25 protein-coding genes are annotated in these 24,386 nt (G+C 49.8%); 4 read left to right on the top strand and 21 right to left on the bottom strand.

Going from position 1 to position 24,386, the window contains the following annotated elements; translation table 11 throughout:
* Positions 1 to 13 precede the first annotated feature (13 nt).
* The 3 genes from IEV19_RS06765 to IEV19_RS06755 are packed head-to-tail and all read right to left on the bottom strand — an operon-like array spanning position 14 to position 5,119.
* Positions 14 to 2,476: a ligase-associated DNA damage response DEXH box helicase gene (locus tag IEV19_RS06765; protein ID WP_188369900.1), complete on the bottom strand. Its 2,463-nt coding sequence runs from the start codon at positions 2,474 to 2,476 to the stop codon at positions 14 to 16.
* A 9-nt stretch (positions 2,477 to 2,485) separates the two neighbouring features.
* Positions 2,486 to 4,090 carry an ATP-dependent DNA ligase gene (locus tag IEV19_RS06760; protein ID WP_188370746.1) on the bottom strand — a complete coding sequence of 535 codons (1,605 nt, stop codon included), beginning with the start codon at positions 4,088 to 4,090 and terminating at the stop codon, positions 2,486 to 2,488.
* A 6-nt stretch (positions 4,091 to 4,096) separates the two neighbouring features.
* Positions 4,097 to 5,119 (bottom strand): ligase-associated DNA damage response exonuclease, encoded by a 1,023-nt coding sequence (locus tag IEV19_RS06755; protein ID WP_188369899.1) that lies wholly within the window; start codon positions 5,117 to 5,119, stop codon positions 4,097 to 4,099.
* A 201-nt stretch (positions 5,120 to 5,320) separates the two neighbouring features.
* On the opposite strand from IEV19_RS06755, the gene IEV19_RS06750 reads away from it, so the two are divergent.
* Entirely contained in the window at positions 5,321 to 5,752 is a 432-nt protein-coding gene (locus IEV19_RS06750; RefSeq protein WP_188369898.1) for a tellurite resistance TerB family protein, read from the top strand.
* A gap of 9 nt (positions 5,753 to 5,761) precedes the next feature.
* On the opposite strand, the gene fbp is transcribed toward IEV19_RS06750, so the two are convergent.
* Positions 5,762 to 6,772, bottom strand: a complete 1,011-nt coding sequence (gene fbp / locus IEV19_RS06745) for a class 1 fructose-bisphosphatase (RefSeq protein ID WP_188369897.1) — start codon at positions 6,770 to 6,772, stop codon at positions 5,762 to 5,764.
* A gap of 111 nt (positions 6,773 to 6,883) precedes the next feature.
* Between fbp and IEV19_RS06740 the strand changes: the two genes are divergently transcribed.
* The 3 genes from IEV19_RS06740 to IEV19_RS06730 all read left to right on the top strand — a co-directional run bounded on the left by IEV19_RS06740 (position 6,884) and on the right by IEV19_RS06730 (position 10,506).
* The gene (locus tag IEV19_RS06740; RefSeq protein ID WP_188369896.1) at positions 6,884 to 7,363 is read left to right on the top strand and encodes a GNAT family N-acetyltransferase; all 480 of its coding nucleotides are present in this window, start codon (positions 6,884 to 6,886) and stop codon (positions 7,361 to 7,363) included.
* Positions 7,360 to 8,613 (top strand): aspartate kinase, encoded by a 1,254-nt coding sequence (locus IEV19_RS06735; protein WP_188369895.1) that lies wholly within the window; start codon positions 7,360 to 7,362, stop codon positions 8,611 to 8,613. Before IEV19_RS06740 ends, IEV19_RS06735 begins: the two co-directional genes overlap by 4 nt.
* 81 nt (positions 8,614 to 8,694) lie before the next feature.
* Positions 8,695 to 10,506 (top strand): GNAT family N-acyltransferase, encoded by a 1,812-nt coding sequence (locus IEV19_RS06730; protein ID WP_188369894.1) that lies wholly within the window; start codon positions 8,695 to 8,697, stop codon positions 10,504 to 10,506.
* Here IEV19_RS06730 and IEV19_RS06725 read toward each other — a convergent pair.
* The 17 genes from IEV19_RS06725 to IEV19_RS06645 form a co-directional block, all read right to left on the bottom strand.
* Entirely contained in the window at positions 10,503 to 10,928 is a 426-nt protein-coding gene (locus IEV19_RS06725; RefSeq protein ID WP_188369893.1) for an arsenate reductase ArsC, read from the bottom strand. The two genes, IEV19_RS06730 and IEV19_RS06725, sit on opposite strands and share 4 nt — an antisense overlap.
* Positions 10,929 to 10,942: 14 nt before the next feature.
* A complete protein-coding gene (locus tag IEV19_RS06720; protein ID WP_188369892.1) occupies positions 10,943 to 11,434 on the bottom strand; it encodes a GNAT family N-acetyltransferase in 492 nt (163 codons plus the stop codon).
* Positions 11,435 to 11,445: 11 nt separating this feature from the next.
* Entirely contained in the window at positions 11,446 to 11,934 is a 489-nt protein-coding gene (locus IEV19_RS06715; RefSeq protein ID WP_188369891.1) for a DUF6428 family protein, read from the bottom strand.
* A gap of 10 nt (positions 11,935 to 11,944) precedes the next feature.
* Positions 11,945 to 12,268, bottom strand: a complete 324-nt coding sequence (locus tag IEV19_RS06710; RefSeq protein WP_188369890.1) for an ArsR/SmtB family transcription factor — start codon at positions 12,266 to 12,268, stop codon at positions 11,945 to 11,947.
* 79 nt (positions 12,269 to 12,347) lie between these two features.
* Positions 12,348 to 12,782, bottom strand: coding sequence for a TM2 domain-containing protein (locus IEV19_RS06705; protein WP_188369889.1), 435 nt, complete (start codon positions 12,780 to 12,782; stop codon positions 12,348 to 12,350).
* 52 nt (positions 12,783 to 12,834) lie between these two features.
* Positions 12,835 to 13,221 carry a VOC family protein gene (locus IEV19_RS06700; RefSeq protein WP_188369888.1) on the bottom strand — a complete coding sequence of 129 codons (387 nt, stop codon included), beginning with the start codon at positions 13,219 to 13,221 and terminating at the stop codon, positions 12,835 to 12,837.
* A complete protein-coding gene (locus tag IEV19_RS06695) occupies positions 13,218 to 13,679 on the bottom strand; it encodes a DUF1801 domain-containing protein (protein WP_188369887.1) in 462 nt (153 codons plus the stop codon). Before IEV19_RS06695 ends, IEV19_RS06700 begins: the two co-directional genes overlap by 4 nt.
* Positions 13,680 to 13,725: 46 nt before the next feature.
* On the bottom strand, positions 13,726 to 14,670 hold the full coding sequence (locus tag IEV19_RS06690) for a 2-hydroxyacid dehydrogenase (RefSeq protein WP_188369886.1): 945 nt from the start codon (positions 14,668 to 14,670) through the stop codon (positions 13,726 to 13,728).
* 3 nt (positions 14,671 to 14,673) lie between these two features.
* Positions 14,674 to 15,039, bottom strand: a complete 366-nt coding sequence (locus tag IEV19_RS06685) for a cupin domain-containing protein (RefSeq protein WP_188369885.1) — start codon at positions 15,037 to 15,039, stop codon at positions 14,674 to 14,676.
* 2 nt (positions 15,040 to 15,041) lie between these two features.
* A complete protein-coding gene (locus tag IEV19_RS06680) occupies positions 15,042 to 15,977 on the bottom strand; it encodes a carbon-nitrogen hydrolase family protein (RefSeq protein ID WP_188369884.1) in 936 nt (311 codons plus the stop codon).
* A gap of 59 nt (positions 15,978 to 16,036) precedes the next feature.
* Positions 16,037 to 17,389: a magnesium transporter gene (gene mgtE, locus IEV19_RS06675; protein WP_188369883.1), complete on the bottom strand. Its 1,353-nt coding sequence runs from the start codon at positions 17,387 to 17,389 to the stop codon at positions 16,037 to 16,039.
* Positions 17,376 to 18,248 (bottom strand): 16S rRNA (adenine(1518)-N(6)/adenine(1519)-N(6))-dimethyltransferase RsmA, encoded by an 873-nt coding sequence (gene rsmA / locus IEV19_RS06670; protein WP_188369882.1) that lies wholly within the window; start codon positions 18,246 to 18,248, stop codon positions 17,376 to 17,378. Before rsmA ends, mgtE begins: the two co-directional genes overlap by 14 nt.
* Before the next feature lie 11 nt (positions 18,249 to 18,259).
* Positions 18,260 to 18,901, bottom strand: a complete 642-nt coding sequence (locus IEV19_RS13900; protein WP_188369881.1) for a DUF4286 family protein — start codon at positions 18,899 to 18,901, stop codon at positions 18,260 to 18,262.
* A 7-nt stretch (positions 18,902 to 18,908) separates the two neighbouring features.
* The gene (locus IEV19_RS06660) at positions 18,909 to 20,696 is read right to left on the bottom strand and encodes a tetratricopeptide repeat protein (protein WP_188369880.1); all 1,788 of its coding nucleotides are present in this window, start codon (positions 20,694 to 20,696) and stop codon (positions 18,909 to 18,911) included.
* Between the two features lie 51 nt (positions 20,697 to 20,747).
* Positions 20,748 to 22,019 (bottom strand): serine--tRNA ligase, encoded by a 1,272-nt coding sequence (gene serS / locus IEV19_RS06655; protein ID WP_188369879.1) that lies wholly within the window; start codon positions 22,017 to 22,019, stop codon positions 20,748 to 20,750.
* Between the two features lie 69 nt (positions 22,020 to 22,088).
* Complete coding sequence (locus tag IEV19_RS06650) at positions 22,089 to 23,411, bottom strand: HTTM domain-containing protein (RefSeq protein ID WP_188369878.1); 1,323 nt, start codon at positions 23,409 to 23,411, stop codon at positions 22,089 to 22,091.
* Entirely contained in the window at positions 23,412 to 24,338 is a 927-nt protein-coding gene (locus tag IEV19_RS06645; protein ID WP_188369877.1) for a bifunctional riboflavin kinase/FAD synthetase, read from the bottom strand.
* Positions 24,339 to 24,386: the final 48 nt, after the last annotated feature.

Here is a 24,386-nt window from a genome sequence, read left to right as displayed (position 1 = left end):
CTTTTCTGGAGGTCTATTTCATCAACAGGGCCGTCATTTTTTTGATCCTGTCTGCCAGCTTCTCGCTCGACATTTTTTCCCGCAGCCTGTCTGTAATGATGGGAAAGGAAAAGGGAGTGGGTTTGTTGCAGGCCTTCCAAACAATCTCCTGCCGACTTATACGTTCCAGGGCCATGCGCAATCTCCCCTCTTCCAGCTGGTGTTCAAAGGTCTCCCTGTATGCCTGCAGGTAGAGCAGGTTGTCCGGTTCGTAGTCCTTGAATACCTCGAACAGGAGCTGGGAACTGCTCTGCAGGTGCTTCATTTTGACACCTTTTTCAGGATAGCCTGTAAAGACCATGCCACTGATCACTGCGATATCCCTGAATTTACGCCTGGCCATTTCTGTGGAATTCAGACTTTTCTGCAGATCTTCCAGCAAATAGGAAGTAGTAAATAGGTCATTGTCAATAATCGCCTGAATATCGATCTCCTGGTCTGACAGCAATTCAAAGCCGTAGTCGTTGAAGGCCAGGGAGAAGGTGATGGGGGAGAGCAGGCTTACCCTGAATCCCAGCAGGCTGCCCATGGCTTCGTGTACGAAACGTCCTTCAAAGGGGTAAAAAATATGGTGGAACCCGTCTCTTGTCTTGAAGGTTTCAATGAGTAAAGTGTCGGGACCCGGGACCAGGCTCTCCTCTTCCTGTCTGCGGAAAATAGGGGCGAGGCATTGAATCGCGTCCGACTGCTTCGCGGTGGGCAGGTTGGCAGAGTACAGTTCTTCTCGCAGCAACTGGGACATTTGCGCTGAGAGAGTGAGCCGCCCACCCATCCAGCTGGGCACCTTGTTCGTCTTTTTACTGGAATTCCTGACCAGGGCCTGCATCTCCTTGATCCTGATGAATTCCAGATTCCTGCCGGCGAAGGTGAATACATCACCCGGTGTGAGTTTGGAGATAAAGTACTCCTCTATAGAGCCGATGTACCCCCCTTTCTGGTAACGGACAGTAAGGTGGGCGTCCCCAACGATAGTCCCGATCTGGAACCTGTGACGCATCGCCACCCCCCTGTTGTTGACCACCAGCCGTCCATCGGCTTCTACCTCCACTTTTTTGTACTCATCGTAACTCTGGAGGCTCTGGCTTCCCATCACGATAAAATTCAGCAGCCATCTCCATTGGTCTTCCGTGATTCCCTGAAAGCAGAAAGTGCTTTTCACCTCCCCAAAGATCTCTGAGGGATAGAAACCTTCAGACACGGCCAGGGTAGTCAGGTATTGCACCAGTACGTCAAAACTACTGAGATAAGGAATTCTGTCCTCAACAGCATTTTTGGCCACTGCCTGTTCCAGGGCTGAAGCTTCCACCAATTCTATGGCGTGGGTAGGCAGGAAATAGATCACACTCTCCTTCTCGGGCCGGTGGCCGCTCCGGCCCGCCCGTTGCATAAACCGGGCTACTCCTTTGGGCCCCCCGATCTGGATGACTGTCTCTACCGGGGCAAAATCTACTCCCAGATCCAGGCTTGAAGTGCAAACCACGGCTTTGAGCTCCTCGTTACGGATAGCTTCCTCAACCCAGATACGGGTATCTTTATTGATACTGCCATGGTGCATAGCCATCTCCCCTGCGAGTTCCGGATAACGCTCCAGGATTTTCTGGTACCATATCTCACACTGGCTGCGGGTATTGGTAAAGATCAGAGTGGTCTTGCTATTTTGAATAATGGGGATGACCCTATCCAGGAGACGCAGGCCCAGGTGACCCCTCCAGGGGAACGTTTCGATCTCTTCGGGGATAATGCTGATCACCCGTATTTTTTTGTTAAGGCTGGCCCTTATCATGACGGAATTCCGGTAGGCTGCACTTTCAGGACCCAGCAACACTTGCCGGGCCTGTTCCAGGTTCCCGATGGTGGCTGAGATCCCCCATATGCGCATATGGGGAGAAAGGGATTTAAGTCTCGACAGGGCGAGTTCCATCTGCACGCCTCTTTTTGTGCCCAGCAGTTCGTGCCATTCATCCACAACGATAGCCCTGCAGTCTCGAAACGTTTTGTGGTATCCTTTGCTCGCCAGCAGGAGTTGCATGCTTTCGGGAGTGGTGATCAGCAGGTTGGGCATCGACTTGCGCTGGGCATTTCTCTCTTTTGTAGAGGTGTCCCCGGTCCGTATTCCCACCGTAAGGGGCAGGTCGAGGTCTTCGATGATGCGTTCGGCGGACTGCCTGATCTCTTGCGACAGGGCCCTCAGGGGGGTGATCCAGACAGCTTTCAGGCCTTTGGGGTGCTTCTTCTTGTAATTGGGGTTCTCCCTGATATAATCCAGGACGATGGGGAACCAAAGAGCATAGGTCTTACCGCTACCGGTGGGGGCGTTCAACAATCCATTCTTTCCGTCGAGATAAGCCTGCCAGGTCTTTTTTTGGAAGGGAAAAGGGGTCCACCCCTGTTTCTGGAACCAATCCTCTGCAATGGAAAATGGAGTTTCACTGTTCATAGGACCACTTCAGGGAATGAGTTTTTTCAGATCTTCCAGGGTATTGGCCTCATCAATGCTTTTGTCTGTCCTCCAACGGAGTATCCTGGGAAAACGGGTCGCCACCCCGCTCTTGTGCCTCCCAGAAGGTGCGATGCCTTCAAAAGCGATCTCAAAGACGTGGAAAGGCGTAACGCTTCTGACGGGCCCGAATCGCTCGAGCGTATTCTTTTTTATCCACGCGTCGACCTTTCGGAATTCTGCATCGGTGAGTCCGGAATACGCCTTGGCAAAGGTCACCAGTTCCCTTTCGCCTTCCTCATTTGTATTCCAGAGTCCGAAAGTGTAATCCGTAAAGAGGTTGCTGCGCCTTCCATGACCGCGCATAGCGTAGGTCAGGACGGCATCGATGGTCAGCGGATCCACCTTCCATTTCCACCAGTCACCCTTTTTCCGTCCTACCCTGTACGGCGAATCCTTGCGTTTGAGCATAAGGCCTTCACTTTTTTTCTCCCTGGCCCTGCCCCGCTCGGCTGCAAAATCTGACCACCTCTCAAAGCTCATCGTCTCAGAGAGATAAAGGGGAAGTGAACGGTCTGAAACAAAAGGTTTTGAGAAGTCTTCAAGAAACTGTCTTCTCTCTGAAAAAGGCCGCTCCCTGAGGTCCTTCCCTTCCCATTCCAACAGGTCATAGGCCATCAGGATCACAGGTGTTTTGGTGAGCAGGGACTTAGAAACGGTCTTCCGGCCTATGCGCTTTTGCAGGTCATTAAAAGTGCCGATCGTGTTCCCGGGGTAGGGCAGGATCTCCCCGTCTATCACGGTGCCGTTCGGAATTTTATCTACCAAGCCAGAGAATTCCGGATACTTATCCGTCACGAGTTCTTCGCCCCTGCTCCAGACAAAGATCTCATCGTTGCGGAAGATTACCTGAGAGCGGATACCGTCCCATTTGTGCTCGGCGAGCCATTGGGAGGTGTCCCCCAGGCTTTCGGGTTCCCCTTCCAGGGCGTAGGCCAGGTAAAAAGGATAGGGTTTGGAGAGGAGGTCGGATTTGTTCTTTTCCAGGACCAGATCGTGAAAGCTGATGGACTTCGGATCCCAGTTACCCATCAGTTTATAGGCGAGGATGTCCTCATCGATCCCGGTCGACTGAGACAGGGCACGGGTCATGAGTTTCTGACTGATCCCTATCCTGAATCCTCCTGTGATGAATTTGGTGAATACAAAGCGCTCGTAAAAGGTGAAACCCTGCCATTGTTTGGTAACATAGGCTTTTTTCTCTTCCTCAGCACGGCCTTTTAGGGTGATGAGTTCGTCGAGAACCTGCGCCAGCGATTTGTCGACATTTTCTCGCCCACCCTGCACCACCAGGGCGATAGTTTCTGCAAGATCGCCCACGATGTGGTAGCTTTCCTCGAAAAGCCAGTGTGGGATTCCGGCTGCTTCGGCCGCCCATTCCCTCAATAAGGTGGTGTTGACAGGTCTTGAAGGGCGCCGGTGAGAAAGGATGGCGATGGTCCAGACCTTGTCCGGATCGGAGGCCCTGTCAAAATAGGAAGCCAGAGCCCTTACTTTTGCGGAGGTCTTGTTGGTGCTGTCCAATTTTCTAATTAGCTGGGCAAAATCCTTCATTCTCAACTAGTCCTTTTCGTCATTTCCGGAGGAATTTATTTCGGCCAGTTCACCTTCATACTGGGTCTCCTCGGTACGTGCATCTAATCCTTTTTCCCGGAGGAAACGGGAGAATATATCGGAATACCCATGGGTGCAAATCACGCGGGTAGCCCCTGTGGCCTCTATACTTCCCAGGAGACCCTCCCAGTCGCAGTGATCACTAAGGACAAAGCCCTTGTCAACTGCCCTCCTCCTGCGGGCACCCCTGAACGCCATCCAGCCGCTGGCTGTGGCCGTCTCGTAAGGCACCATTTTGCGAAGCCAGGGACTGCCGTGTGCGCTGGGAGGAGCCAGGACCAGGTTCCCTTTCAGATCTTCTTTTTTGGTCTCCTTTGTAATTCGGATGGTGTCCGGTAAATCGAGGTAGGTCCTGAGAACCTCGTTTAAATTTTCGACGGCTGCGTGGGTGTAGATCCTACCAATTGAGGTGTCGAGGTGTTTCAGTAGGCGCTGGGCCTTGCCCAGGCTGTAACCAAAAAGCACGGAGGTTTTCCCCTCCGATCTGTTCTCGGCCCACCATTCATTGATGTCCCGGAAGACCTCCTTTTGGGGTCTCCACGAAAAGGCCGGCAGGCCAAAGGTGCATTCGGTAATAAAGGAATGGCAGCGGATAGATTCATACGGGGTAGACAGGCCGTCATCTTCTGTTTTGTAGTCCCCGGAAAACACCCACACCTCCCCTTTGTGTTCTACTCGTATTTGGGAGGAGCCCGGAATGTGCCCGGCAGGGTGCAGGCTGAATTTTACACCATTGACCACAAATGATTCCCCCCAGGAGACCCCTGAGCTGTTGATATTTCCCAGGCGGTGCTCGATGATTGGGATGTTCCTCTTGTGGGTGATATATTGCTTGTGACCCCAGCGGCTGTGATCGGCGTGTCCGTGTGAAATGATGGCCTTGTCAACCGGCTTCCATGGATCGAGATAGACACCGGCTTTCTCACAATAGATTCCCTTTTTGGTGAAGGCCAATAGCGGTTTTTCCATAGCAGCGGCAAGTTACGAAAATATCCGGCCAATCAGATGGGGAAGCCCTGTGTCAAAGACCCCTGGTGCTCAGAAAAATGACTGGAGAATTCAGGTTTAAAAGCAGGATGAGATTTGGCGTGCTGGTTCAAATTTCGAATCTCAAAATTGGACTTTTCACCGTGAAATGGAGTATCTTTGTAGTCTAGAATATCATGTATTATGCCCATTAAAGATTTATACGACCATAGCGAAAAGAGGAATAATCTGGCCCACTTTGCTGCCATTGCTTCACTGGCTGCCGTTGACGGGGAGATCAACCCGCGGGAACAAAAGGTAATCGATAAATTTGCAGTGAAACTCGATATCACCGGAGAGGAGATCAAGGAGGTTATGAAGAAGGAGAACAAGTATCCTATCGAAGCCCCTTACGAATCTGACCAAAGACTGGAACGCCTCTTTGACCTGTTCAAGATCATCTTTGCCGACGCTCAGATAGATGAGGACGAAGTTCGGCTCATCAAAAAATACGCTTTGGCACTCGGATATTCTCCCGAAAAGGCTGAAAAGGTGATACGCAAGTCTATTATCCTGTTCAGGGGTAAATTCGACTTTGAGGATTACAAATACATGATGGAGCGCGAAAGGGATTAACTCCCTCCTCTAGGCTTTTTGTGCGGCCATGAATTCTTCGGCCTTTTCTACCATCTTCCTGCTGCCACAGAAGAAAGGTACCCGCTGGTGCAGTTCTGTGGGCTGAATCTCCATGATGCGTTTGAACCCGTCACTGGCCTTACCCTGTGCCTGCTCGGCCAGGAAAGCCATGGGATTACATTCGTACAGCAATCTGAGTTTACCTTCCATTGCTACACTGCTCTTGGGATAGATATAAATGCCTCCCTTGATCATATTCCGGTGAAAGTCAGAAACCAGGGAACCAATGTAGCGGGAAGTATATGGCCTGTCACCTTCTTCTAACTGGCAGTATTTAATATAATTCTTTACTCCCTGTGGGAAATGGATGTAATTCCCTTCGTTCACAGAGTAGATCTTACCGGTTTCAGGAAACTGCATGCGCGGGTGGGAGAGATAGAATGTGCCAATGGCCGGATTCAAGGTGAATCCATTCACCCCGTCTCCCGTAGTATATACCAGCATGGTGGAGGTGCCGTAAACGATATAACCTGCCGCCACCTGATTTACTCCTGGTTGCAGGAAGTCCTCCAGAGTTACCGGTGTCCCGATCGGGGTGACCCTGCGGTAGATCGAAAAGATAGTACCCACCGATACATTCACATCGATATTGGAAGACCCATCCAGGGGATCAATCAGAACCACATATTTGTTCTGGTGTTTTTCATCGTTGCTGTTGACGGAGATAAAATCATCTTCTTCCTCAGAGGCGATCCCACAGACGATTTCCCTGTTTTTAAGGGTTTGTATGAACTTTTCATTGGCCAGTACGTCCAGTTTTTGCTGGTCTTCCCCTTGTATGTTGGTGTCTCCGGCTGCCCCCAGGATGTCTATTAGTCCGGCTTTGTTCACCTCGTGATTTACGACCTTTGCCGCAAGCCGAATGGCATTGATAAGCTTGGATAATTCACCTGAAGAGTACTGGAAAGACGACTGGTTTTCAATGATAAACTCTCCAAGGGTTGTATTTTTTCTATCCATTCCGGGGCTGTGTTATTTGCGCACAAATATCGCATATTTTGTGAAACTAAAACGATTTCGTAGGGCATTCGTTTTTTAAAATTATAACTTAGTGTTTTATTTGTAACAATTATGAAAATAGACATCCGGGAGGCGAGACCGTCAGATATGACAGCGGTTCTCGACCTGATCAAAGAACTTGCCCATTTTGAACGGGAACCTGATGCCGTTGAGATCAGCTCGGAAGAGCTGGTGGAGGATGGGTTTGGGAAAGATCCCTGTTTTACCTGTTTTATCGGGGAGGTGGATGGTTCCATAGGCGGGATGGCCCTGGTCTATCCCCGCTACTCCACCTGGAAAGGGAAAGTGATCCACCTGGAGGATCTTATCGTAAAAGAAAAGTACAGGGGGCAAGGCCTGGGGAATGCACTCCTAGAAAGGGTGGTCCAATACGGACACGACCTGGGGGTAAAACGGATCAGTTGGGAAGTGCTCGACTGGAATGAGCCTGCCATATCCTTTTATGAACGCAAAGGAGCCAGGGTCATGCGCGACTGGGATGTCGTACAGCTCGATGAACAAGGAATTGAACAATTTTTAAAGAACAGATGAGGATATTCAAATTTGGAGGAGCATCGGTAAAAGATGCGGACGGGGTTAAAAATCTGGTCAGGGTACTGGGTGAGACAGGAACGACAGATACTTTCCTGGTGATCTCAGCCATGGGAAAGACCACCAATGCCATGGAAGGGGTGGTCGATGCCTACTTTAAGGAGAAGGCGGCATTGCCCGGAGCCATTCAGGAGGTGTATGACTACCATCAGCAGATCCTGGGCGGACTCTTCAATTCGGAATCTCACCAGGTCTACAGGGACGTGCAGATCCTTTTTGATGAGATCAGGGGTTTCCTGGCCTGGAACAAATCGCCTAAATACAACTTCGTTTACGACCAGGTGGTCTGCTACGGCGAATTGATCTCCACCACCATCGTGAGCGCCTACCTCAATGAGGTGGGCGTAAAGAATACCTGGCTGGATGTACGGGACTTCCTCAAGACAGATAATAAATACAGGGATGCCGGGATCGATTGGAAAAAAACGCAGGAAAAGGTCACCAAAGGCCTGGATCGCGGCAAACTATACGTCAGTCAGGGTTTTATCGGCAGTGACGAGAACAACTTTACGACCACCCTTGGAAGGGAGGGATCTGATTATACCGCAGCCATCCTGGCGTATTGTCTGGACGCTAATTCGGTGACCATCTGGAAGGATGTCCCGGGGGTACTGAACGCAGACCCCAGGTATTTTGACAAGTCTCAGTTGCTCAATAAGATCTCCTACCGGGAAGCCATAGAACTCGCTTTTTACGGGGCTTCCGTGATCCACCCTAAAACTCTGCAACCCCTGCAGAGAAAGGAGATACCCCTGCATGTGAAATCGTTCCTGAAACCCCTGGATCCCGGGACCACCGTTGGAAAAGGGGAAGGAATAGACCCTCTGGTGCCCTGTTTTATCGTCAAAAAGAACCAGGTGCTGATGAAGCTATCTTCCCTCGACTTCTCCTTTATCGTGGAGGACAACATCAGTGATCTGTTTAAACTGTTGCACGACTACAGGATGAAGGTAGACATGATACAGAACTCCGCGATCAGCTTCTCGGTTTGTGTCGACAATAAATTTGGTCGGCTTGAAGAACTCCTCAATCACCTAAAGGGAAAATTCAATGTGGTTTGCCACGAAGGGGTTTCCCTGTACACCATCCGTCATTTTGATACGCAATCCATTGAGTCCCTTCAGAATGGGAAAGAGGTATTACTCGAACAGAGGGGTAAGGAGACCGTCCAGCTGGTTGTGAAGCAATAATTGGATTGTGGGAATTGTACCTGCCCCTCCCATGCAGAAAGGCTATTTTCCTATCTTTACCCTTTAAACACATTTCTGTATATGGGTCTAGTGACCGCCAAAGAAGTGGCGAAAGCCATCAATCTTGAGCGCTATGGTTTTTTCGGAACCTTCATGGGCTGGTTCCTGATGAAGATCACCAAGCTTTCCTCCATGAATGCCTTTTACGACAAGCACAGGCATTTGGATGCGGTCTCCTTTATAGACTCCATCCTGGAACATTACGAGATCAAATTCGAGATCCCGGAAGAGGATATCAAAAGGCTTCCCAAAGAAGGAGCCTTTATCACAATCAGCAACCACCCCCTGGGTGGCGTGGATGGTATTCTATTGCTTAAGCTGCTCCTGCAGCACCGCTCGGATTTCAAGATCATCGCCAACTTTCTCCTGCATAGGGTAGAGCCCTTGGCCCCCTATATCCTGCCGGTAAATCCCTTTGAGACCCGCAAGGATGTCAAAAGTAGTATAGCCGGGTTCAAAAGCGCCCTTCAGCATATTCAGGAGGGTCATCCCATGGGCATATTTCCTGCCGGGGAGGTGTCTACTTACAAAGATGGCCGACTTATCGTGGATCGTCCCTGGGAGGAAGCGGCGCTAAAACTCATCCGGAAGGCTGAGGTGCCGGTGGTACCCATCTACTTCCACGCGCGAAACAGCAAATTGTTTTATCGCCTCTCCCGGATCAATGACATCTTCAGGACGGCAAAATTGCCTTCGGAGCTGACCACCCAGAGGAACAGGGCCATCAAGGTAAGGATAGGACAGCCTATTTCCGTCGCTGTGCAGAAGGAACAGGAAGACCTCGAAGAGTTTACGGACCTTCTCAGGAGGAAAACTTATATCCTGTCCAATGCCTATGAAAAGGAACGCCTGATTGACCAGATCCCAGGCAGCCTCAAGATCCCAAAACCTCCGAGGAAGATCGCCTCGGCGGTCCGGACCGAAGTGATACAGGGAGAGATCGAGAAGCTGAGGGAAAAGGACTGCAGGTTGCTGCAGAGCAAGAACTATGAGGTATTCCTCGCCCAGAAGAAGGATATGCCTTTTATCCTGAATGAGATAGGAAGGCAGAGGGAGCTGACATTCCGGGCCATTGGGGAGGGCACCAATAAATCTATTGACCTCGATCGCTTTGATGACTACTACCACCATCTCTTCCTCTGGGACGATGATGACAAATGCATCGTGGGGGCGTATCGTATGGGATTGGGGTCACATATTTTCCCGGAGTACGGGATAGACGGATTCTATCTGCAGGACCTGTTCGGTTTTGAGCCGGAACTCTATACCATGATGTCTCAGTCTATCGAGATGGGCAGGGCCTATATCGTGAAAGAATACCAGCAAAAGCCTATGCCCCTCTTCCTCTTGTGGAAGGGTATTGTGCATACGACCCTGCGATATCCTGAACACAAATACCTCATCGGGGGTGTGAGTATCAGCAACCAGTTCTCCAACTTCTCGAAGTCCCTCATGATAGAATTCATGAAATCGAATTACTGGGACCCCTATGTGGCCCAGTACATCCACCCAAAAAAGGAATTTAAGGTAAAGCTCAAGGATGCGGACAAGGAATTTATCTTTGACGAGACCGAGGCAGATCTCAATAAGTTCGACAAGCTGATAGAAGAAGTGGAACCTGGTAGTTTGCGCCTTCCTGTACTGATCAAAAAGTATATCAAACAGAACGCCAAGGTAGTGGCCTTCAACGTAGACCCCTTATTCAACAATGCAGTAGACGGACTGATGTATATCCGTATCGCCGATCTTCCCGAAAGCACTGTAAAACCGGTAATGGAAGAATTCCAGGCCGAACTGGAGCGAAAACTGGCCGAAAACAACGGAGCGGATTAGGAGAATTCCTTTTTTACAAATTCTTCGCAATAGGTCCTGATCTCATTTCGGGCCTTCTCAAATGCCTGATGGCGTTCCTCCTCGCTTCCTTCTACCTTGGAGGGATCAAAGAAATTGTGATGTAACCGTATGGCTTTTGGAGCCGCGATAAAGGGACAATTCTCGTAGGCGTGGTCGCAGACGGTAATGATGTAATCCCATTCCACCCCCTTGTATTCATCGACATGGTTGGAGGTATGGCCGGTAATATCTATACCATCTTCTTTCATAATAGCCACCGCCCCGGGATTCAAACCATGGGTCTCTATGCCAGCACTGTAAATCTTCGCCCGATCTCCCAATAAGTAATTAAGATATCCATGGGCCATCTGGCTCCGGCAAGAGTTTCCGGTACAGAGGACCAGTATGTTCTTCTTATTCATTTATTTACTATGATTTATGATGCACCTACTTTTTTACTTCTGCGCTCAAAGATGAGGTTGTCCTTCCAGACTCCATCCAATTGCCCGATACGCTCCCGGTAGCCTATCTGCCTGAAACCGCATTGCAGGTGGATTCTCACGCTGCCTTCATTTTCTGGGAATATACCCGACTGCAGGGTCCAGAAACCTGCCTTTTCGCTCTCGTCCACTAGGGCAGAGAGGAGTAATTTTCCTATGCCTTTTCCCCGACCGGTTTTACCGACATACACACTCACTTCAGCCACCCCTCCGTATACGCAACGACCTGATACCGGGGAAAGGGCTGCCCAACCGGTAATAGTGTCCTGCTCAACTGCAACGAGCCTGCAAGAAGAAGTATGCGCTTTATCCCAAATTTCGTAAGGCGGAACCTCCTTTTCAAAGGTCGCAAATCCCGTAGCGATCCCTTCGGCGTAGATCCGTGCCACCTCAGGCCAATCAACAGGGGTCATAGTCCTGATTTTCATGTCTCAGGAGATTAACAGCAACCACTTCCTGGTTCACAACAACCGCTCTCAACGGGTTCGGGCACCGCCCCAACTCCACAGATATCCTCTGCCTTGCAACGGGTTGGGGAACTGTCCAGAACAATTGTGATGTCCCTGGAGCCCACTCTGATGTCGTTTGCGTAGAGCTGTGCCGTATGGAAGGAGGGATTGCCATATTCAAACCTGAGAACGGCATCCTGGTCCATAGGTTTAAGGGAATGGACCCTATCCAGTATGGACTTTGCCTTAAATGAAGACATATAGGAGGTCTTGTTTATTTCTGCAGGACTTTCCCATAGCTGGATGACCGTTTCCCGCCATGAATCCATTCTGCCTCCGCAGTCGACGGACTCGATAATTACATTCTTTACCTCTGTGATGTGGTAGTTGGCCCCTACCTTTTGTCCGGGGGCATATTCAAAAATCAGTTCTTTAGATGATTGTTCTTTGAGCAGTTGCAGAAAGTCGGATGTTTTCATAGGATTGGATTTAGCAACAGTGAATTCCTGTTTCGTTAAAGAAATTATTCAGGACAGACTGGATCTCCTTCCATCTTTCCTGAGCGATGCAATAGCAAACCTTGTTCCCCTCGATCTCACCTTCTATGATACCGATGCGCTTCAATTCCTTGAGATGCTGGGAGATGGTGGGCTGAGCCAGCCCTATCTCTTCTACGATATCATTGCAGATACAGGCATTCTGGTTCCCGATATACTGCAGTATGGCGATACGGGCCGGATGCCCGAGGACCTTAAAGAGAACCGCCAGTTCATTTTGGGAAGTATCGAAGATCTGTGTTTTGGTAACTCCCATATCATATTTATATATCGCAATATTACGATAAAGCATTGAAATAAAAAAGTCGGATCCTAAAAATCCGACTTTGACAATGTTAGAACCAGGGTTTTTTTCCTACCTGATAGGTGTTGTAGAACTCCTCATCAGACTTGGTGAGGTAAATGATTCCTTCTATCAACCCGATCACGCCGGGGATCCAGAAGAAGAAGGCCCCGATGACAATGCAGGTGGTGGCATAGCCCAGGAGGGTAATTGCCAGGAGGATGACCCCTTCTTTATTATAACCCAGGATGAATTTGTGAACCCCGAGAGAACCAAAGAGTATGGCCAGGATCCCGGCCAGTATCTTCTTGTTGTCCCCACCAGCGGACTGAAGGCCTTCCTTGAATTCCTCCGCTGTCTTTTTGGCTTCCTCCTTAAACTCACCGGCTGATTCTTTAGCCTCTTTTGCCGCTTTTTTTGCAGATTCCTTGGCGTCGTCAAAAGCCTCCTTGGCTTTGTCGCCCAGATCTTTCTTATCGTCAGACATAATGTTTTCTGTGTTGGTTAGAATGAGAATAAATGTAGGCTTTTTTTTGATTTCAGAGAAATGCGGAATCAACAGGTTCCCACAACTCGATCTTGTTCCCTTCCAGGTCCAGGATCCATCCAAATTTCCCGTAATCGTATTCCTCCACCTCTCCTACAATGGTTACCCCTTCTCTTTTAAGAGCCGTGAGTAATTCTACCAGGTTTTCCACCCGGAAATTCATCATGAAGGGTTTCTCACTGGGAGAGAAATACTTAGTGTCCTCTTTAAACGGGCTCCACTGGGTAGAACAGTCCTTCCCCTCTTTGTCCTTCCACCAGAACGTACAGCCGTACTGGTCTGTTTTCAGTCCCAGGTGTTCCCTGTACCAGTCCCTGATCTTCTCGGGATCTTTTGTCTTAAAGAAAAATCCGCCCAAGCCGGTCACCCTGTTCTTCATGACATCTTTTTTATATTTTTCTCATAGAGTTCGATCCAATCCTGCACAGTCATTTTCTCACACAGTTGTCCGATCAGATCCATAGGGATATCATCCATCTTCTTAAATCGGATACAGCTCTTCCCCATATCCAGCTTACGGGAGGAGTGTTTGGGGTATTCCCCCGTGAACCAGTTCAGAAGGTCTTTATTGGCGTACACCCCCATGTGATAGAGGGCGACGAAGTTTTTCTGGGAGGCGATGTTCATGAAAGGCAGGGGGAGTTCGGGGGAACAGTGATACCCGTCAGGATAGATTTTATGAGGAACCACGTAACCTATCATTCCGTAACTCATGGTTTCTTCAAATCCTTCGGGAAGATGGGAACGGATGGTACTTCTCAATTCGCTCATTGGTCCCTTGCGATCTTCCGGTAGCTGGGAGATATACTCATCAGGGGTTTTGGCATCTGAGGTCATGATCTTCGATTGGTTTTCGTGACCTTCAGGTCACCGGTTAATCTCTCTAAGATACGAAAAATCTGGCCTTGATCTTGTTCACCAGGGTCTGGGCCAGCTTTACCTTACTTTCCTGCGTCCATCCCGCTATGTGGGGGCTCAGCAGGACACGGTCTGAACTTACCAGGTATTTGAATTCCTCTGGCATAGCCCCTTCCTCAAAGAGGTCTTCGAAAGAGGTTTTCTCGTATTCCAGGACGTCCAGGCCAGCACCCAGCACTTTACCTGACTTGAGAGCTTCCATCAGGTCTGCTGTTCTCACGCACTTGCCCCGGGCAGTATTCAGGAACCAAAAGGGTTTTGCAAACCGGTTGATAAATGGTGTGTTCACCATCCCCAAGGTGAGTTCTGTCTGGGGTACGTGAAGACTGAGAACATCTGCTTGTTTTTGAATTTCCTCAAGGGATACCTGCCTGGCAAAGGAATCACCCACTTCATCCAAGATGTCATGGCACAGCACCTCCACATCAAAACCGGAGAGTTTTTTAGCGAAAGCACGACCCGTATTTCCGTAACCTATGATCCCCACTGTTTTGCCTTCCAATTCCCATCCACGGTTACCTTCACGGTCCCAAATACCCTGGCGGACCTCCCGGTCTGCCTTGTTCAGGTTGTTCATCAGGGAAAGCAGCATCCCCAGGGCCTGTTCCCCGACGGCATTGCGATTTCCTTCGGGAGCGGCAGCCAGGAAGATTCCTTTTTCCCTTGCAAAGTCCACATCGATATTTTCGAGTCCGGCCCCAACCCTGCCGATAAATTTCAAATTACTGGCTTTATCCAGGAATTCCCTGTCTATCTTAAATCGACTCCGTATAATAAGCCCGTCGTATTCATGGATGATCTGCTCGACCTCACTCTTCGAGGCCTTGTATTCTTCTGTATTATCACAGCCCAACGCTGCCAGTTGTTCCAGCAGTAAGGGGTGATTGGTGTCGAGGTGCAGTACTTTCACGGCTCAGATCTTTGGGTATTGGGTTTTGGTCCGGGCATCCATCACATTCCCGGTGTGGGCGGTAGATTGTTTCTCGAAGAGCATTACCAGCACCTCCTCTTCATCCTTAGTAGCAGGGCAGTGTTCCACCCCTTTGGGCACAACGATGATCTCCCCCTCTTTTACAATCTCAGTGCGGTCCCTGTACTGCATGTACAAGGTGCCTTTCAGGACCTGGAAAAGCTCGTCCTCTTCCTCGTGGGCATGCCATACGAATTCACCCTTCAGGCGGGCAAGCAAAACGTGCATATCATCTACCTGAGCTATCTGGTGAGGATGCCATGTTTCCTTGACCAAGGCTTGTTTCTCTTTGAGGTTGATTGGCTTCATATTTAATTTTTGGGATTTATTTCATCCTGGATTGGAGGTTGCCCATTCACTTTCAGGTTAAAAATATCGGTTCTGTTGTAATGTCCGTTTACATCAAAATCCAGTTTGGCGGCCGTTACCTCATTCAGGTCGAGAGTAGCCGTCAGGATCCCCGCTTCCCCCCAGAGAGGTCCGGCAAGGATCTCTCCCCTGGGGGAAACGATCACACTGCCCCCGGGGCAGTTCACAGAAGACGCATCCTCCAGCCGGTCTTTATATTTTGCCGGCAGCATTTCTTCAGAATAGTATTCATTGCATCCCAGCACAAAGCATCGGCCTTCCATGGCAATATGCCTCATGGTAGGGATCCAGGATTCTCGTGCATCCGCCGTAGGTGCGATGTAGATCTCCACACCCTGCCTGTATATGGCCATCCTGGCCAGGGGCATATAATTCTCCCAGCAAATGAGTCCGCCTATCCTGCCGATCTCCGTCCGGAACGTCACCAGGTCCTCACCCCCGGCCTCATCCCAGATAACCCTTTCCGTACCTGTCGGTTTTATTTTCCGATGTACGCCCATCAACCCTCTGGCAGGCGAAATATAGAGCATGGAACAGTACAAACTTCCGTTCTCTTGTTTTTTCTCAGTCACGCCCATGACGAGGTAAGCTTTGTGCTTTTTGGACAATTCTTCCAGTTTCCGGATCTCCTCAGAACCCACCTCAATACTGTTCCTATGGTATTCTGCATAGAACTTGCGGCCCTCGTCAGTCCGGTCTCCGACCCTGGCACCAAAGGAGAAACCCCGGGGGTACCCCGGGATGAAGGATTCCGGGAACACGAGGAGGTCACATTTCAGACCGGCATGCTTGTCGAGCAACTCCTCCACCTTTTTAAGTGTTTTTTCCTTGTCGAAGAAGACAGGACTGTCCTGGATCACTCCTACTTTTATAGCCATAGCGTAAATAATTGAAGGATTGCCTTATGAAAGGGTAAGGTATGATATTTCGATCACATTCAGATCCCCAGCAACAGCCTGGCAATGGTAAAGTAGATCAGGATCCCGAAGATGTCGTTGCTGGTAGTGATAAAAGGCCCTGTGGCTATTGCCGGGTCTACACCTCTTTTGTGCAGGAAGAGAGGGGTAAATGTACCTATGATGCCGGCCACGACGATCACGACGATGAGGGAGATGGAGATGGCCAGAGCCGTAATAAAGGCCCCTTTCCAGACCCAGGTAAAGAATAGGAGTACCACAGCCAGCAGGAAGCCGTTAAGCAGGGCGAGGAACATCTCTTTGACGAGCCTGTTGCCCATACTTCCTTTGAGGTCGTCATTGGCCAGACCCTGTACGATGATTGCACTGGATTGCACGCCCACGTTGCCCGCCATAGCCGCGATCAGAGGGGTAAAGAAAAACAGGATGGCGTGCTTGCTGATCATTTCTTCAAACCCACCCATGATGGCTGCCGCCCCGAGTCCACCCAAAAGGCCGAGGAACAACCAGGGCAGCCTGGCACGGGTGAGGATCCAGATGTTGTCATCGGCCTCCACGTCCTGGGAGATACCGGCGGCGAGCTGGTAATCCTTTTCCGCTTCTTCCCGTATCACGTCCACGATATCATCGATAGTGATCCTGCCCACCAGCCGACCGATCTCGTCCACAACGGGAATGGCTTCCAGGTCGTATTTAGACATGATCTTGGCGACCTCCTCCGGTTTTTCGTTCACATTCACCGAGTCGACCTGCGGGATATATACATTCTTGATCGGGTTGGTCGTGGAAGTGGTAAGGAGATCCTTCAGGGATAGCCGACCCTTCAATTTTTCTTCGTCGTCAACTACATAGATGGAATGTACACGGGTGACATTCTCTGCCTGGGCCCTCATTTCCTTCACGCATCTCAGGACGGTCCAGTTCTCATTGACCTTCACCAATTCCTTCGCCATAAGCCCCCCGGCCGAATTCTCATCGTAGCGCAGGAGATCGACGATATGTTTGGCGTGTTCCTTGTCCTCAATCTCGGAAATGACCTCCTGCACGATCTCCTTGGGGAGCTCTGCAATGATGTCGGCCGCGTCGTCCGTGTCGAGTTCCGCCAGCTCTTCTGCGATCTCTTTGGAGGAAAGGTTGTTCAGGATAGCTTCCCTGACGTCATCATCCAGTTCTGTTAGGACGTCTGAGGTTTTGTCACTGTCGAGAAGTTTGATGAGGTAAGTGGCCTGCTCTTCTTCGAGTTCATTTGCGATCTCGGCCACATCGGCGAAGTGCACCTCTTTCATCAGCTCACGAAGGGTATCATCACTGCGGGCATCAATGAGCTCAGCGATCTCAACCAGTAATTCCTCTGTGAGCTTAAACGGTGTCATGGCCTATCTTCTTCGTCAGCGAAATAAATTCCGCAACTCCCAGTTGTTCCGGGCGTCGGTCAAAGATAGCATCTTCTTTGAGATTATCGGAGAGGTTCATGGTTTTTAAACTGTTCCTCAGGGTCTTTCTCCTCTGGTTGAAAGCGGTCTTTACCACCTTGAAAAACAAGGCCTCGTCACACCCTATCTCCTGTTGTTCCTTCCGGGTGAGTCTCAATACACCCGACTGTACTTTTGGAGGAGGATCGAAATTCTCGGGATGAACTGTAAAAAGATATTCGGCATGGTAAAATGCCTGCACCAGCACAGATAAAATACCATAGGTTTTACTGCCTTCCGTCTCGCATATCCTTTTTGCAACCTCCTTCTGGAACATTCCTGAAAATTCCGGGATCTGTCTCCGGTATTCAAGCAATTTAAAAATGATCTGGGTAGAAATGTTATACGGGAAATTTCCAATGATGGCAAAAGGACGATCTGAGAAGTAATCGCTCAGGTCGGCCTGCAGGAAATCGGCCTCAATTACACGAAACGAACCATTCCGTTCCATCACCTTAGGGTGTTCCAGGGGGAAGCTGTGGTTGAGGTAGACAATGGACTCCGAATCGAGGTCCATGGCCACGAGATCGGCATCCCTCAAGAGCAAATACTTCGTCAGCACTCCGGTTCCAGGCCCGATCTCAAGGACATCCCGGTATCCTTCCATGGAAAGTGTTGAGGCGATCCTCTTTGCGATCTCCTCATTTTTCAGAAAATGCTGCCCCAGGTGTTTCTTGGCTCTGACCTGTCCTTCCTCTGTGCCCCGGGATTTGTATTTCCTCTTCGATCCGTCTGAAAATTTCCTGTTGCGTTTGTTCATGGAGGACTGTTTTAAATTCCGGTCTTGCCCAGATAGACCCAGGCCTTTACCCCTGATTCCAGCGTTATGTTCATCCTTTCATAGGCCTCCCCTTCGTAAGCGTCTACAAGGGTCAGCTCTTCTTCACTGATTACATAAACTAAGCCTTCGACCTTGTCATTGGGGTTTTCGGACCGTCTGATGGTGGGGTAGAGTCCGCCCACCATTTCCTCCGAAATCCTGTGGGCACTCAAACTGTCCCTCTTCCCGTTTAAGGTTCGGGAAAAGATCATCTTCTGTACATCTTTCTCCTGCAAGGTGCCGTATGTAAACAGATAGGCGGTTGCACTTTTTATGGGAGGTTTGTCGATTGACAGTACTTCCAGTTCTGTCCTGAAGGCGATCACTGAATTCCCGAACAGTTTCTCGGTCTCCTTCCTCAGGCGTGCCGCATCTTCCCTGTAGTAACTCTCGAGGGCAGTTCTGTCCCTGACCTTGTACTGCACGGAGTAAGAACTGCCTCCTGAATCCTCTTCTGAGAGAATCCTCGTCATGGTGGCTTCAAGGAATTTCCCGGTCGCGAGTACTTCCGGGATATGGATCGATTTCATCCAATCGAGCCATTGAGGGAGGATGGCATCTTCCACGTGCAGGGTAACATTGTATATGAGCATAAAATTGCTAATTGATCACATCCCCCCTGAGGATCCTGAAATACTTCCGGGCCTGGGGGAAGAAATAACTGTCCTGGTATTTATAGAGGATCTGTTCGTAATGGTACTTGGCCTTTTCCGGCTGATCGAGTACGGTTCTGAACAATTCTGCCATGGCGAAGTGCGCATCGTCTGCGAGTATGTCATCCCCATAGAACTCGATGATCTTTGTGTAATTGAATAATGCGGCTTCATGGTCGCCTTCTCCGGCCAGGAGTTCAGCCTGCTTCAAAAGGGCTTCGTCTTCGATGCTTTCCCCCTTGTGTTGTTGCAGGATCTCTTCCAGCACGGCAATAGCCTCTGTTTTTTTGTTCTGATAGGCGAGCAAGTCTGCCCGGGCGTACTTTTTCAGGGCGGTCTGGGTAGAATCCTCCAGGGAATTATCCGAGATCAGCAGGCTGAGCTGCATGGCATCATTGGCAGTTAGCTGGGAGGTGGATCCCCTGAGTACTTTCAGCTGGGTAAGTGCCCATTCAAAATCCCCCTTGTAGAAACTGGTCTGGGCTACCTTGAACCGGGCTTCCTGCCCGAGCACATCGTTCTTGAGGTTTTTCTGGACCTGGGAAAAGTAGATAAGGGCCTCATTAAATCGCTGGTCGAAGACCAGGATGTCACCAAGGGCCATCTTGATAAAGGCCTCCCCGTATTTTGGAATGGGAATTTCGAGTGATTTTTTCAGGATGGGAATGGCCCTGGCAGATTCGCCCCGCTTGAAAGTCAGGAAATTGGCATAGGCCACCTGCAATTGCAGGGTATTGGATTGGTAGCCGTAGGTATTTACCAGCTGCTGGTACTGCTGGTCGATCCCCGCATAGTCTTTAGCAGTTGCCGCAAGGAGTTTGATGTCCAAAAGGTTGAGTTGCGCATTGAGGCGTGTCACGGGATCATTGGTATTCTTCTCAATGTATTCGAAAATATCGGTGGCAACTGTTTCACTTCCTTCTTCCAGGGCGTTATTTCCCAGGGCGATCAGCCGCTCCATGCTAGCTTCCCCTGTCCTTTTATAAATGGCCTTTTCCTGCAGAAAGGCGTAATTGAATTGTTTTTGCTGTACAAAGAGCCAGCTAAGAATTTCATTCCACAAGACGGCCGGCTCTTTTTGTGCTTTTTCCAGCACCACTTTTTTCAGCAGCTGGTTATTCTCGTCTTTCGGGTCTTCACTTATGAAATCCCCGACCTTACCGAGTACATTGTCAATGCTGGCCCTTCCGTTGCCCAAAAGGTCTGCATAGGCACGGAACATTTTTTCGATGTTTCCCTGCTCCCCGTAGATCAAGGCTATCTGGAAGTTGTAGTCCAGGTCCGGATTGAGTTCCATGGCCCTTTCGTAGGCTTTCAGGGAATAGTCGAGCAAGGCATAACGCTGGAATCCCACGCCAATGCCATAACCGTAGTTGGGGTTTTTTTCGATGGCCTGCAGGGCTTTATCATAATTCTCCCCGGCCTCCTCGATCCTGTCCTGTAAGCGGTAATTGTAACCGAGGTCGATATAGATAGTTGGGTAGGCGCTGCCTGTTGCGATTCGGTCCTGTAAAAAGGTCTCCGCCTTTTCGAATTCCTCCAGCTGCTGATAGCAATTCACCAGGTTCTCGGCAAAGTCCATCCTCCTGGGATTCTGGGCGACGAGGCGTTCATAAAAGGCTTTGGCTTTCTCGTATTCCCCGTTATTCAGATACTGTTTGGCAAGGAAATCGTCCTGCCCCCAAAGGGTAACGGAGAGCAGAGAACACAACAACAATATGAATATCTTCTTCATGGTCTTCCTCAAAGGTAATCCAATAAGAGAAGAAATACTATTTAGGAAATCTTAATCTATGATCTCGAAACCTGTGTATGGGATGAGAACTTCAGGCACTCTGATACCCTTTTCTGTCTGGTAATTTTCCAGGATCCCGGCCAGCACCCTCGGGAGTGCAAGGGAACTTCCATTCAGGGTATGGGCTAGCTGGGTCTTGCCATTTTCATCCCTGTATCGGAGCTTAAGTCGGTTTGCCTGATAGGTTTCAAAATTAGACACGGAACTGATCTCCAGCCATTTGTCCTGTGCCGTTGAGAAGACCTCGAAATCATAGGTAAGGGCAGAGGTGAATCCAAGATCGCCACCGCAAAGGCGCAGTACACGGAAAGGGAGTTTCAATTCCCTCAGAATCCCCTTTACATGTTCAACCATGGCATCGAGGGCTTTATAGGAATTAGCCGGCTCTTCGACCCTCACGATCTCCACCTTGTCAAACTGGTGCAGGCGGTTGAGTCCGCGTACATGAGCCCCATAGCTGCCTGCTTCCCGTCTGAAACAGGGAGTATATCCCGTATAACAAACCGGCAGATCCTTTGCCTGCAGGATGGTATCACGGAGCACGTTGGTAACGGGCACCTCTGCAGTCGGGATAAGGTAGAGGTCGTCTGCGGTCACGTGGTACATCTGGCCTTCCTTGTCGGGAAGCTGGCCTGTACCGAAGCCGGAAGCCGCATTGACCAGGTGTGGTACCTGTATTTCCCGGTAGCCTGCTGCCGTGTTTTTGTCCAGGAAGTAGGTGATAAGGGCTCGCTGAAGCTTGGCGCCCTTCCCTTTGTAGACAGGGAAGCCGGCCCCTGTGATCTTCACGCCCAGTTCAAAATCTATGATGTCGTATTTCTTGGCCAGTTCCCAGTGGGGCAGGGCTCCCTCTTTTAGAACAGGGATGTCTCCTTCCCGCATCACCTCCTCATTGTCTTCAGTAGACTTGCCATCGGGGACCAGGTGGTGAGGCACGTTGGGAATCAGGTACAGGGTCTCGTCCAGAGCAGAGGTCACGGCATTTAATTCCTCCCCCAATTTTTTGGATTCTTCCTTGAACTGAACGGATTTTTCCTTGAGTTCCTTAGCCTCTTCAGCTTTACCTGATTTAAAAAGGATCCCGATCTCTTTCGAGGTGGCATTCAACTGGGCCAGGGTGGCATCCATTTGTGTTTGTATGGCCCTGCGTTTTTCATCCAGCTCGGACACCTTGTTGAGCAGGGGCTCTGGATCGATATTCCTTTTTTTCAGCGCTTTGATAAGGTCTTCCCTGTTTTCCCGTACAGCTTGAAGTACTAGCATTTTCCTCAGATTAAGCCACAAATTTACGCTTAATTGACGGAGTTTAAAAGGGGCGTCGTCAAGGGATTTTCAATCCGATTTTAAGGGGGAGGGCAGAATCCAGGTGTGGTGTTTAAAGGGGTCCCACTTCTCGGCTGCCAAATCGATTGAAGGGTCCGTAAATGCCTCCAGGGGCCGGCCATTGATGCTCACCCGTGACTTCACAAACACAGATACATCTTTTCCTTCCCTGGCGTATTCCTTTTTCAGAAATTGGGCAAACTGCCAGATATAATCGGGGTAGCAGGTAACTTTTTCCAGCTGCTGGGAACTGAGATACAGACCGGCGGGAACTACTGTAGATTCTCCTGTCTTTTTATCCACTACCCTGTACTGGGCCAGTCCGGCCCTTGTTCTGAGCATCATCCTCCAGCTCATCCTGTGGCCTTCCTCCGTCCATAGGACATCATCTGCTATAAAGTAATGCCGCAACGGGAGTCCCACCTGGAGTATAAAATAGACACCCAACCCCCAAAGGAGGGGTTTTCTGTATGATGGTACGCTGATCTCCTCCTCTGTGTACAAAGTTTTCCCTGGCAGGAAGATCCTCCTGATCGTTTCAGGGGGAAAGAAAAAGACCGTAAAGGCCAGGGCCAGGTATGGGAAAATACCTATCTGAAACACGATGGAATTGAACAGGTGGAAGAAGATCGAAAACCCAAAGGCCCATTTTCTAGTAGGCTTCCAGAGCAGGGCCGGGACGATCAGCATGTCGAAAGCGATGCCGACAATACCCACGGCGTAATGCACCCAGGGATGTTGAAGCCACTCCCCGATCAGGGGGTAGGAGGCCTTCCCTTTCAGCAGGATGGCGATGATGGAAAAATCCAGCCAGTCGCCGTAAAGTTTCGCGATGGAGGCGTAGGTGTAGACAATAAAGAGTTGCAGGATCACCGTCCATCTGACCCACGCCGGCATATGGTTGGCCTGCAGGGATGGATTCAGTTTACTGTCGATGGAAGCATAGCGTTCCGCCGGAGTAAAACACATCAGGAAAGAGATGAGGATGAGCAGGTAGTAATGATTGTTGTAGGCGGTTTTTTGCATGAGGTAGACTGCTGTCCACAGCAGGGTGAAGAGGACAATGCTCCACCGGTATTTGTACCCCAGGGCGATGCAAATCCCCAGCATGCCCATCATCCCAAAATAAAAGTACATCCCGTATCCGGGCAGGGGCTGTAACCATTCAAATCCAATAAAGGTAAAGGTGAAGGAGGGGTCGATGAGGGTTCGCCTCACCCAACCGGTCAGGATCGCCCCAAAGCATTCGAAGCTGATCAACAAGCCAAAGAAGATCCTGAAGACGGCCAGGGAAGAATTGTCTACCCTTTTAAAGAGAAGCTGATGCCACATCTAACCCGAAATTACTTTCCGTGCTGTTGCTCTGTCCCTGGAAAGCTGCTCCTTGAGTTCATCCAGTGAATTGAATTTCTGTTCCTCCCGTATCCAATCCATGATCCCCACCTGAATGGATTTGTGGTAGAGGTCTTCCTCGAGGTCGAAGAAATGAATCTCTATGCTGTGTTCCTGCCCGTCTACCGTAGGGTTGAATCCTATATTCATCATCCCGTAAACATTTCGGCCCTGGAAATGGCTGTGAACCACGTAAACCCCGTTCTTGGGGATCAGTTTATAGGACTCCTCTATGAGCAGGTTGGCTGTTGGGAAGCCGAGTTGCTTGCCCAGTCCCTTTCCTTTGACGACCTTCCCGCTGAGCATATAGTCATATCCCAGATAGGAATTTGCAGTGGCAATATCCCCCTGCAGCAAGGCATTCCTGATTTTCGTCGAACTTACAGCAACAGCCTCGATCTCCTGGGCGGGGATCTCTTCTACCTCAAAATCGAGGGCATTCCCAAAGGCGATCAGGTCGTTGATATTGGCGTTTCGATTACGCCCGAAACGGTGATCGTACCCTATGATAACCTTCTTGGTATGCAGGGAATTTACCAGAACATCCCTTACAAAGGCCGTGGCGCTCATCCTGGAAAAGGTCTTGGTAAAGGGCTGGATGATGAGGTAGTCTAGTCCGAGTTCATCGAGAATCTGCTTTTTTTCTTCAATGGTATTGAGGAGTTTCAGGTCAGTATCCTTCTGCAAAACCATACGGGGATGGGGAAAGAAAGTGAGAACTACAGCCACCCTGTTGTTCACCCTGGCATCATTTATGAGGCGTTCCAGGATAAGCCTGTGGCCAATGTGGACCCCGTCAAAGGTCCCGATGGTTATGACGGCTGCCTGGTTTTTATCGTATTTAGAAATGCTTTGGACTGTAATCACCCCCTTGGATCAATAAAAAGACTTACTTTTAATTTTTTAAAGTCCCCG

It is taken from the genome of Muriicola marianensis, assembly GCF_014638095.1.
In the GTDB taxonomy this organism is placed as follows: Bacteria; Bacteroidota; Bacteroidia; order Flavobacteriales; family Flavobacteriaceae; genus Muriicola; species Muriicola marianensis.
This window is presented reverse-complemented; position numbering and strand designations above follow the sequence as displayed.

What these genes read in the sequence shown, in the direction of transcription:
- IEV19_RS06765 (WP_188369900.1), bottom strand. Translation starts at nt 2,476, where the DNA reads ATGAACAGTGAAACTCCATTTTCCATTGCAGAGGATTGGTTCCAGAAA.
- IEV19_RS06760 (WP_188370746.1), bottom strand. Translation starts at nt 4,090, where the DNA reads ATGAAGGATTTTGCCCAGCTAATTAGAAAATTGGACAGCACCAACAAG.
- IEV19_RS06755 (WP_188369899.1), bottom strand. Translation starts at nt 5,119, where the DNA reads ATGGAAAAACCGCTATTGGCCTTCACCAAAAAGGGAATCTATTGTGAG.
- IEV19_RS06750 (WP_188369898.1), top strand. Translation starts at nt 5,321, where the DNA reads ATGCCCATTAAAGATTTATACGACCATAGCGAAAAGAGGAATAATCTG.
- fbp (WP_188369897.1), bottom strand. Translation starts at nt 6,772, where the DNA reads ATGGATAGAAAAAATACAACCCTTGGAGAGTTTATCATTGAAAACCAG.
- IEV19_RS06740 (WP_188369896.1), top strand. Translation starts at nt 6,884, where the DNA reads ATGAAAATAGACATCCGGGAGGCGAGACCGTCAGATATGACAGCGGTT.
- IEV19_RS06735 (WP_188369895.1), top strand. Translation starts at nt 7,360, where the DNA reads ATGAGGATATTCAAATTTGGAGGAGCATCGGTAAAAGATGCGGACGGG.
- IEV19_RS06730 (WP_188369894.1), top strand. Translation starts at nt 8,695, where the DNA reads ATGGGTCTAGTGACCGCCAAAGAAGTGGCGAAAGCCATCAATCTTGAG.
- IEV19_RS06725 (WP_188369893.1), bottom strand. Translation starts at nt 10,928, where the DNA reads ATGAATAAGAAGAACATACTGGTCCTCTGTACCGGAAACTCTTGCCGG.
- IEV19_RS06720 (WP_188369892.1), bottom strand. Translation starts at nt 11,434, where the DNA reads ATGAAAATCAGGACTATGACCCCTGTTGATTGGCCTGAGGTGGCACGG.
- IEV19_RS06715 (WP_188369891.1), bottom strand. Translation starts at nt 11,934, where the DNA reads ATGAAAACATCCGACTTTCTGCAACTGCTCAAAGAACAATCATCTAAA.
- IEV19_RS06710 (WP_188369890.1), bottom strand. Translation starts at nt 12,268, where the DNA reads ATGGGAGTTACCAAAACACAGATCTTCGATACTTCCCAAAATGAACTG.
- IEV19_RS06705 (WP_188369889.1), bottom strand. Translation starts at nt 12,782, where the DNA reads ATGTCTGACGATAAGAAAGATCTGGGCGACAAAGCCAAGGAGGCTTTT.
- IEV19_RS06700 (WP_188369888.1), bottom strand. Translation starts at nt 13,221, where the DNA reads ATGAAGAACAGGGTGACCGGCTTGGGCGGATTTTTCTTTAAGACAAAA.
- IEV19_RS06695 (WP_188369887.1), bottom strand. Translation starts at nt 13,679, where the DNA reads ATGACCTCAGATGCCAAAACCCCTGATGAGTATATCTCCCAGCTACCG.
- IEV19_RS06685 (WP_188369885.1), bottom strand. Translation starts at nt 15,039, where the DNA reads ATGAAGCCAATCAACCTCAAAGAGAAACAAGCCTTGGTCAAGGAAACA.
- IEV19_RS06680 (WP_188369884.1), bottom strand. Translation starts at nt 15,977, where the DNA reads ATGGCTATAAAAGTAGGAGTGATCCAGGACAGTCCTGTCTTCTTCGAC.
- mgtE (WP_188369883.1), bottom strand. Translation starts at nt 17,389, where the DNA reads ATGACACCGTTTAAGCTCACAGAGGAATTACTGGTTGAGATCGCTGAG.
- rsmA (WP_188369882.1), bottom strand. Translation starts at nt 18,248, where the DNA reads ATGAACAAACGCAACAGGAAATTTTCAGACGGATCGAAGAGGAAATAC.
- IEV19_RS13900 (WP_188369881.1), bottom strand. Translation starts at nt 18,901, where the DNA reads ATGCTCATATACAATGTTACCCTGCACGTGGAAGATGCCATCCTCCCT.
- IEV19_RS06660 (WP_188369880.1), bottom strand. Translation starts at nt 20,696, where the DNA reads ATGAAGAAGATATTCATATTGTTGTTGTGTTCTCTGCTCTCCGTTACC.
- serS (WP_188369879.1), bottom strand. Translation starts at nt 22,019, where the DNA reads ATGCTAGTACTTCAAGCTGTACGGGAAAACAGGGAAGACCTTATCAAA.
- IEV19_RS06650 (WP_188369878.1), bottom strand. Translation starts at nt 23,411, where the DNA reads ATGTGGCATCAGCTTCTCTTTAAAAGGGTAGACAATTCTTCCCTGGCC.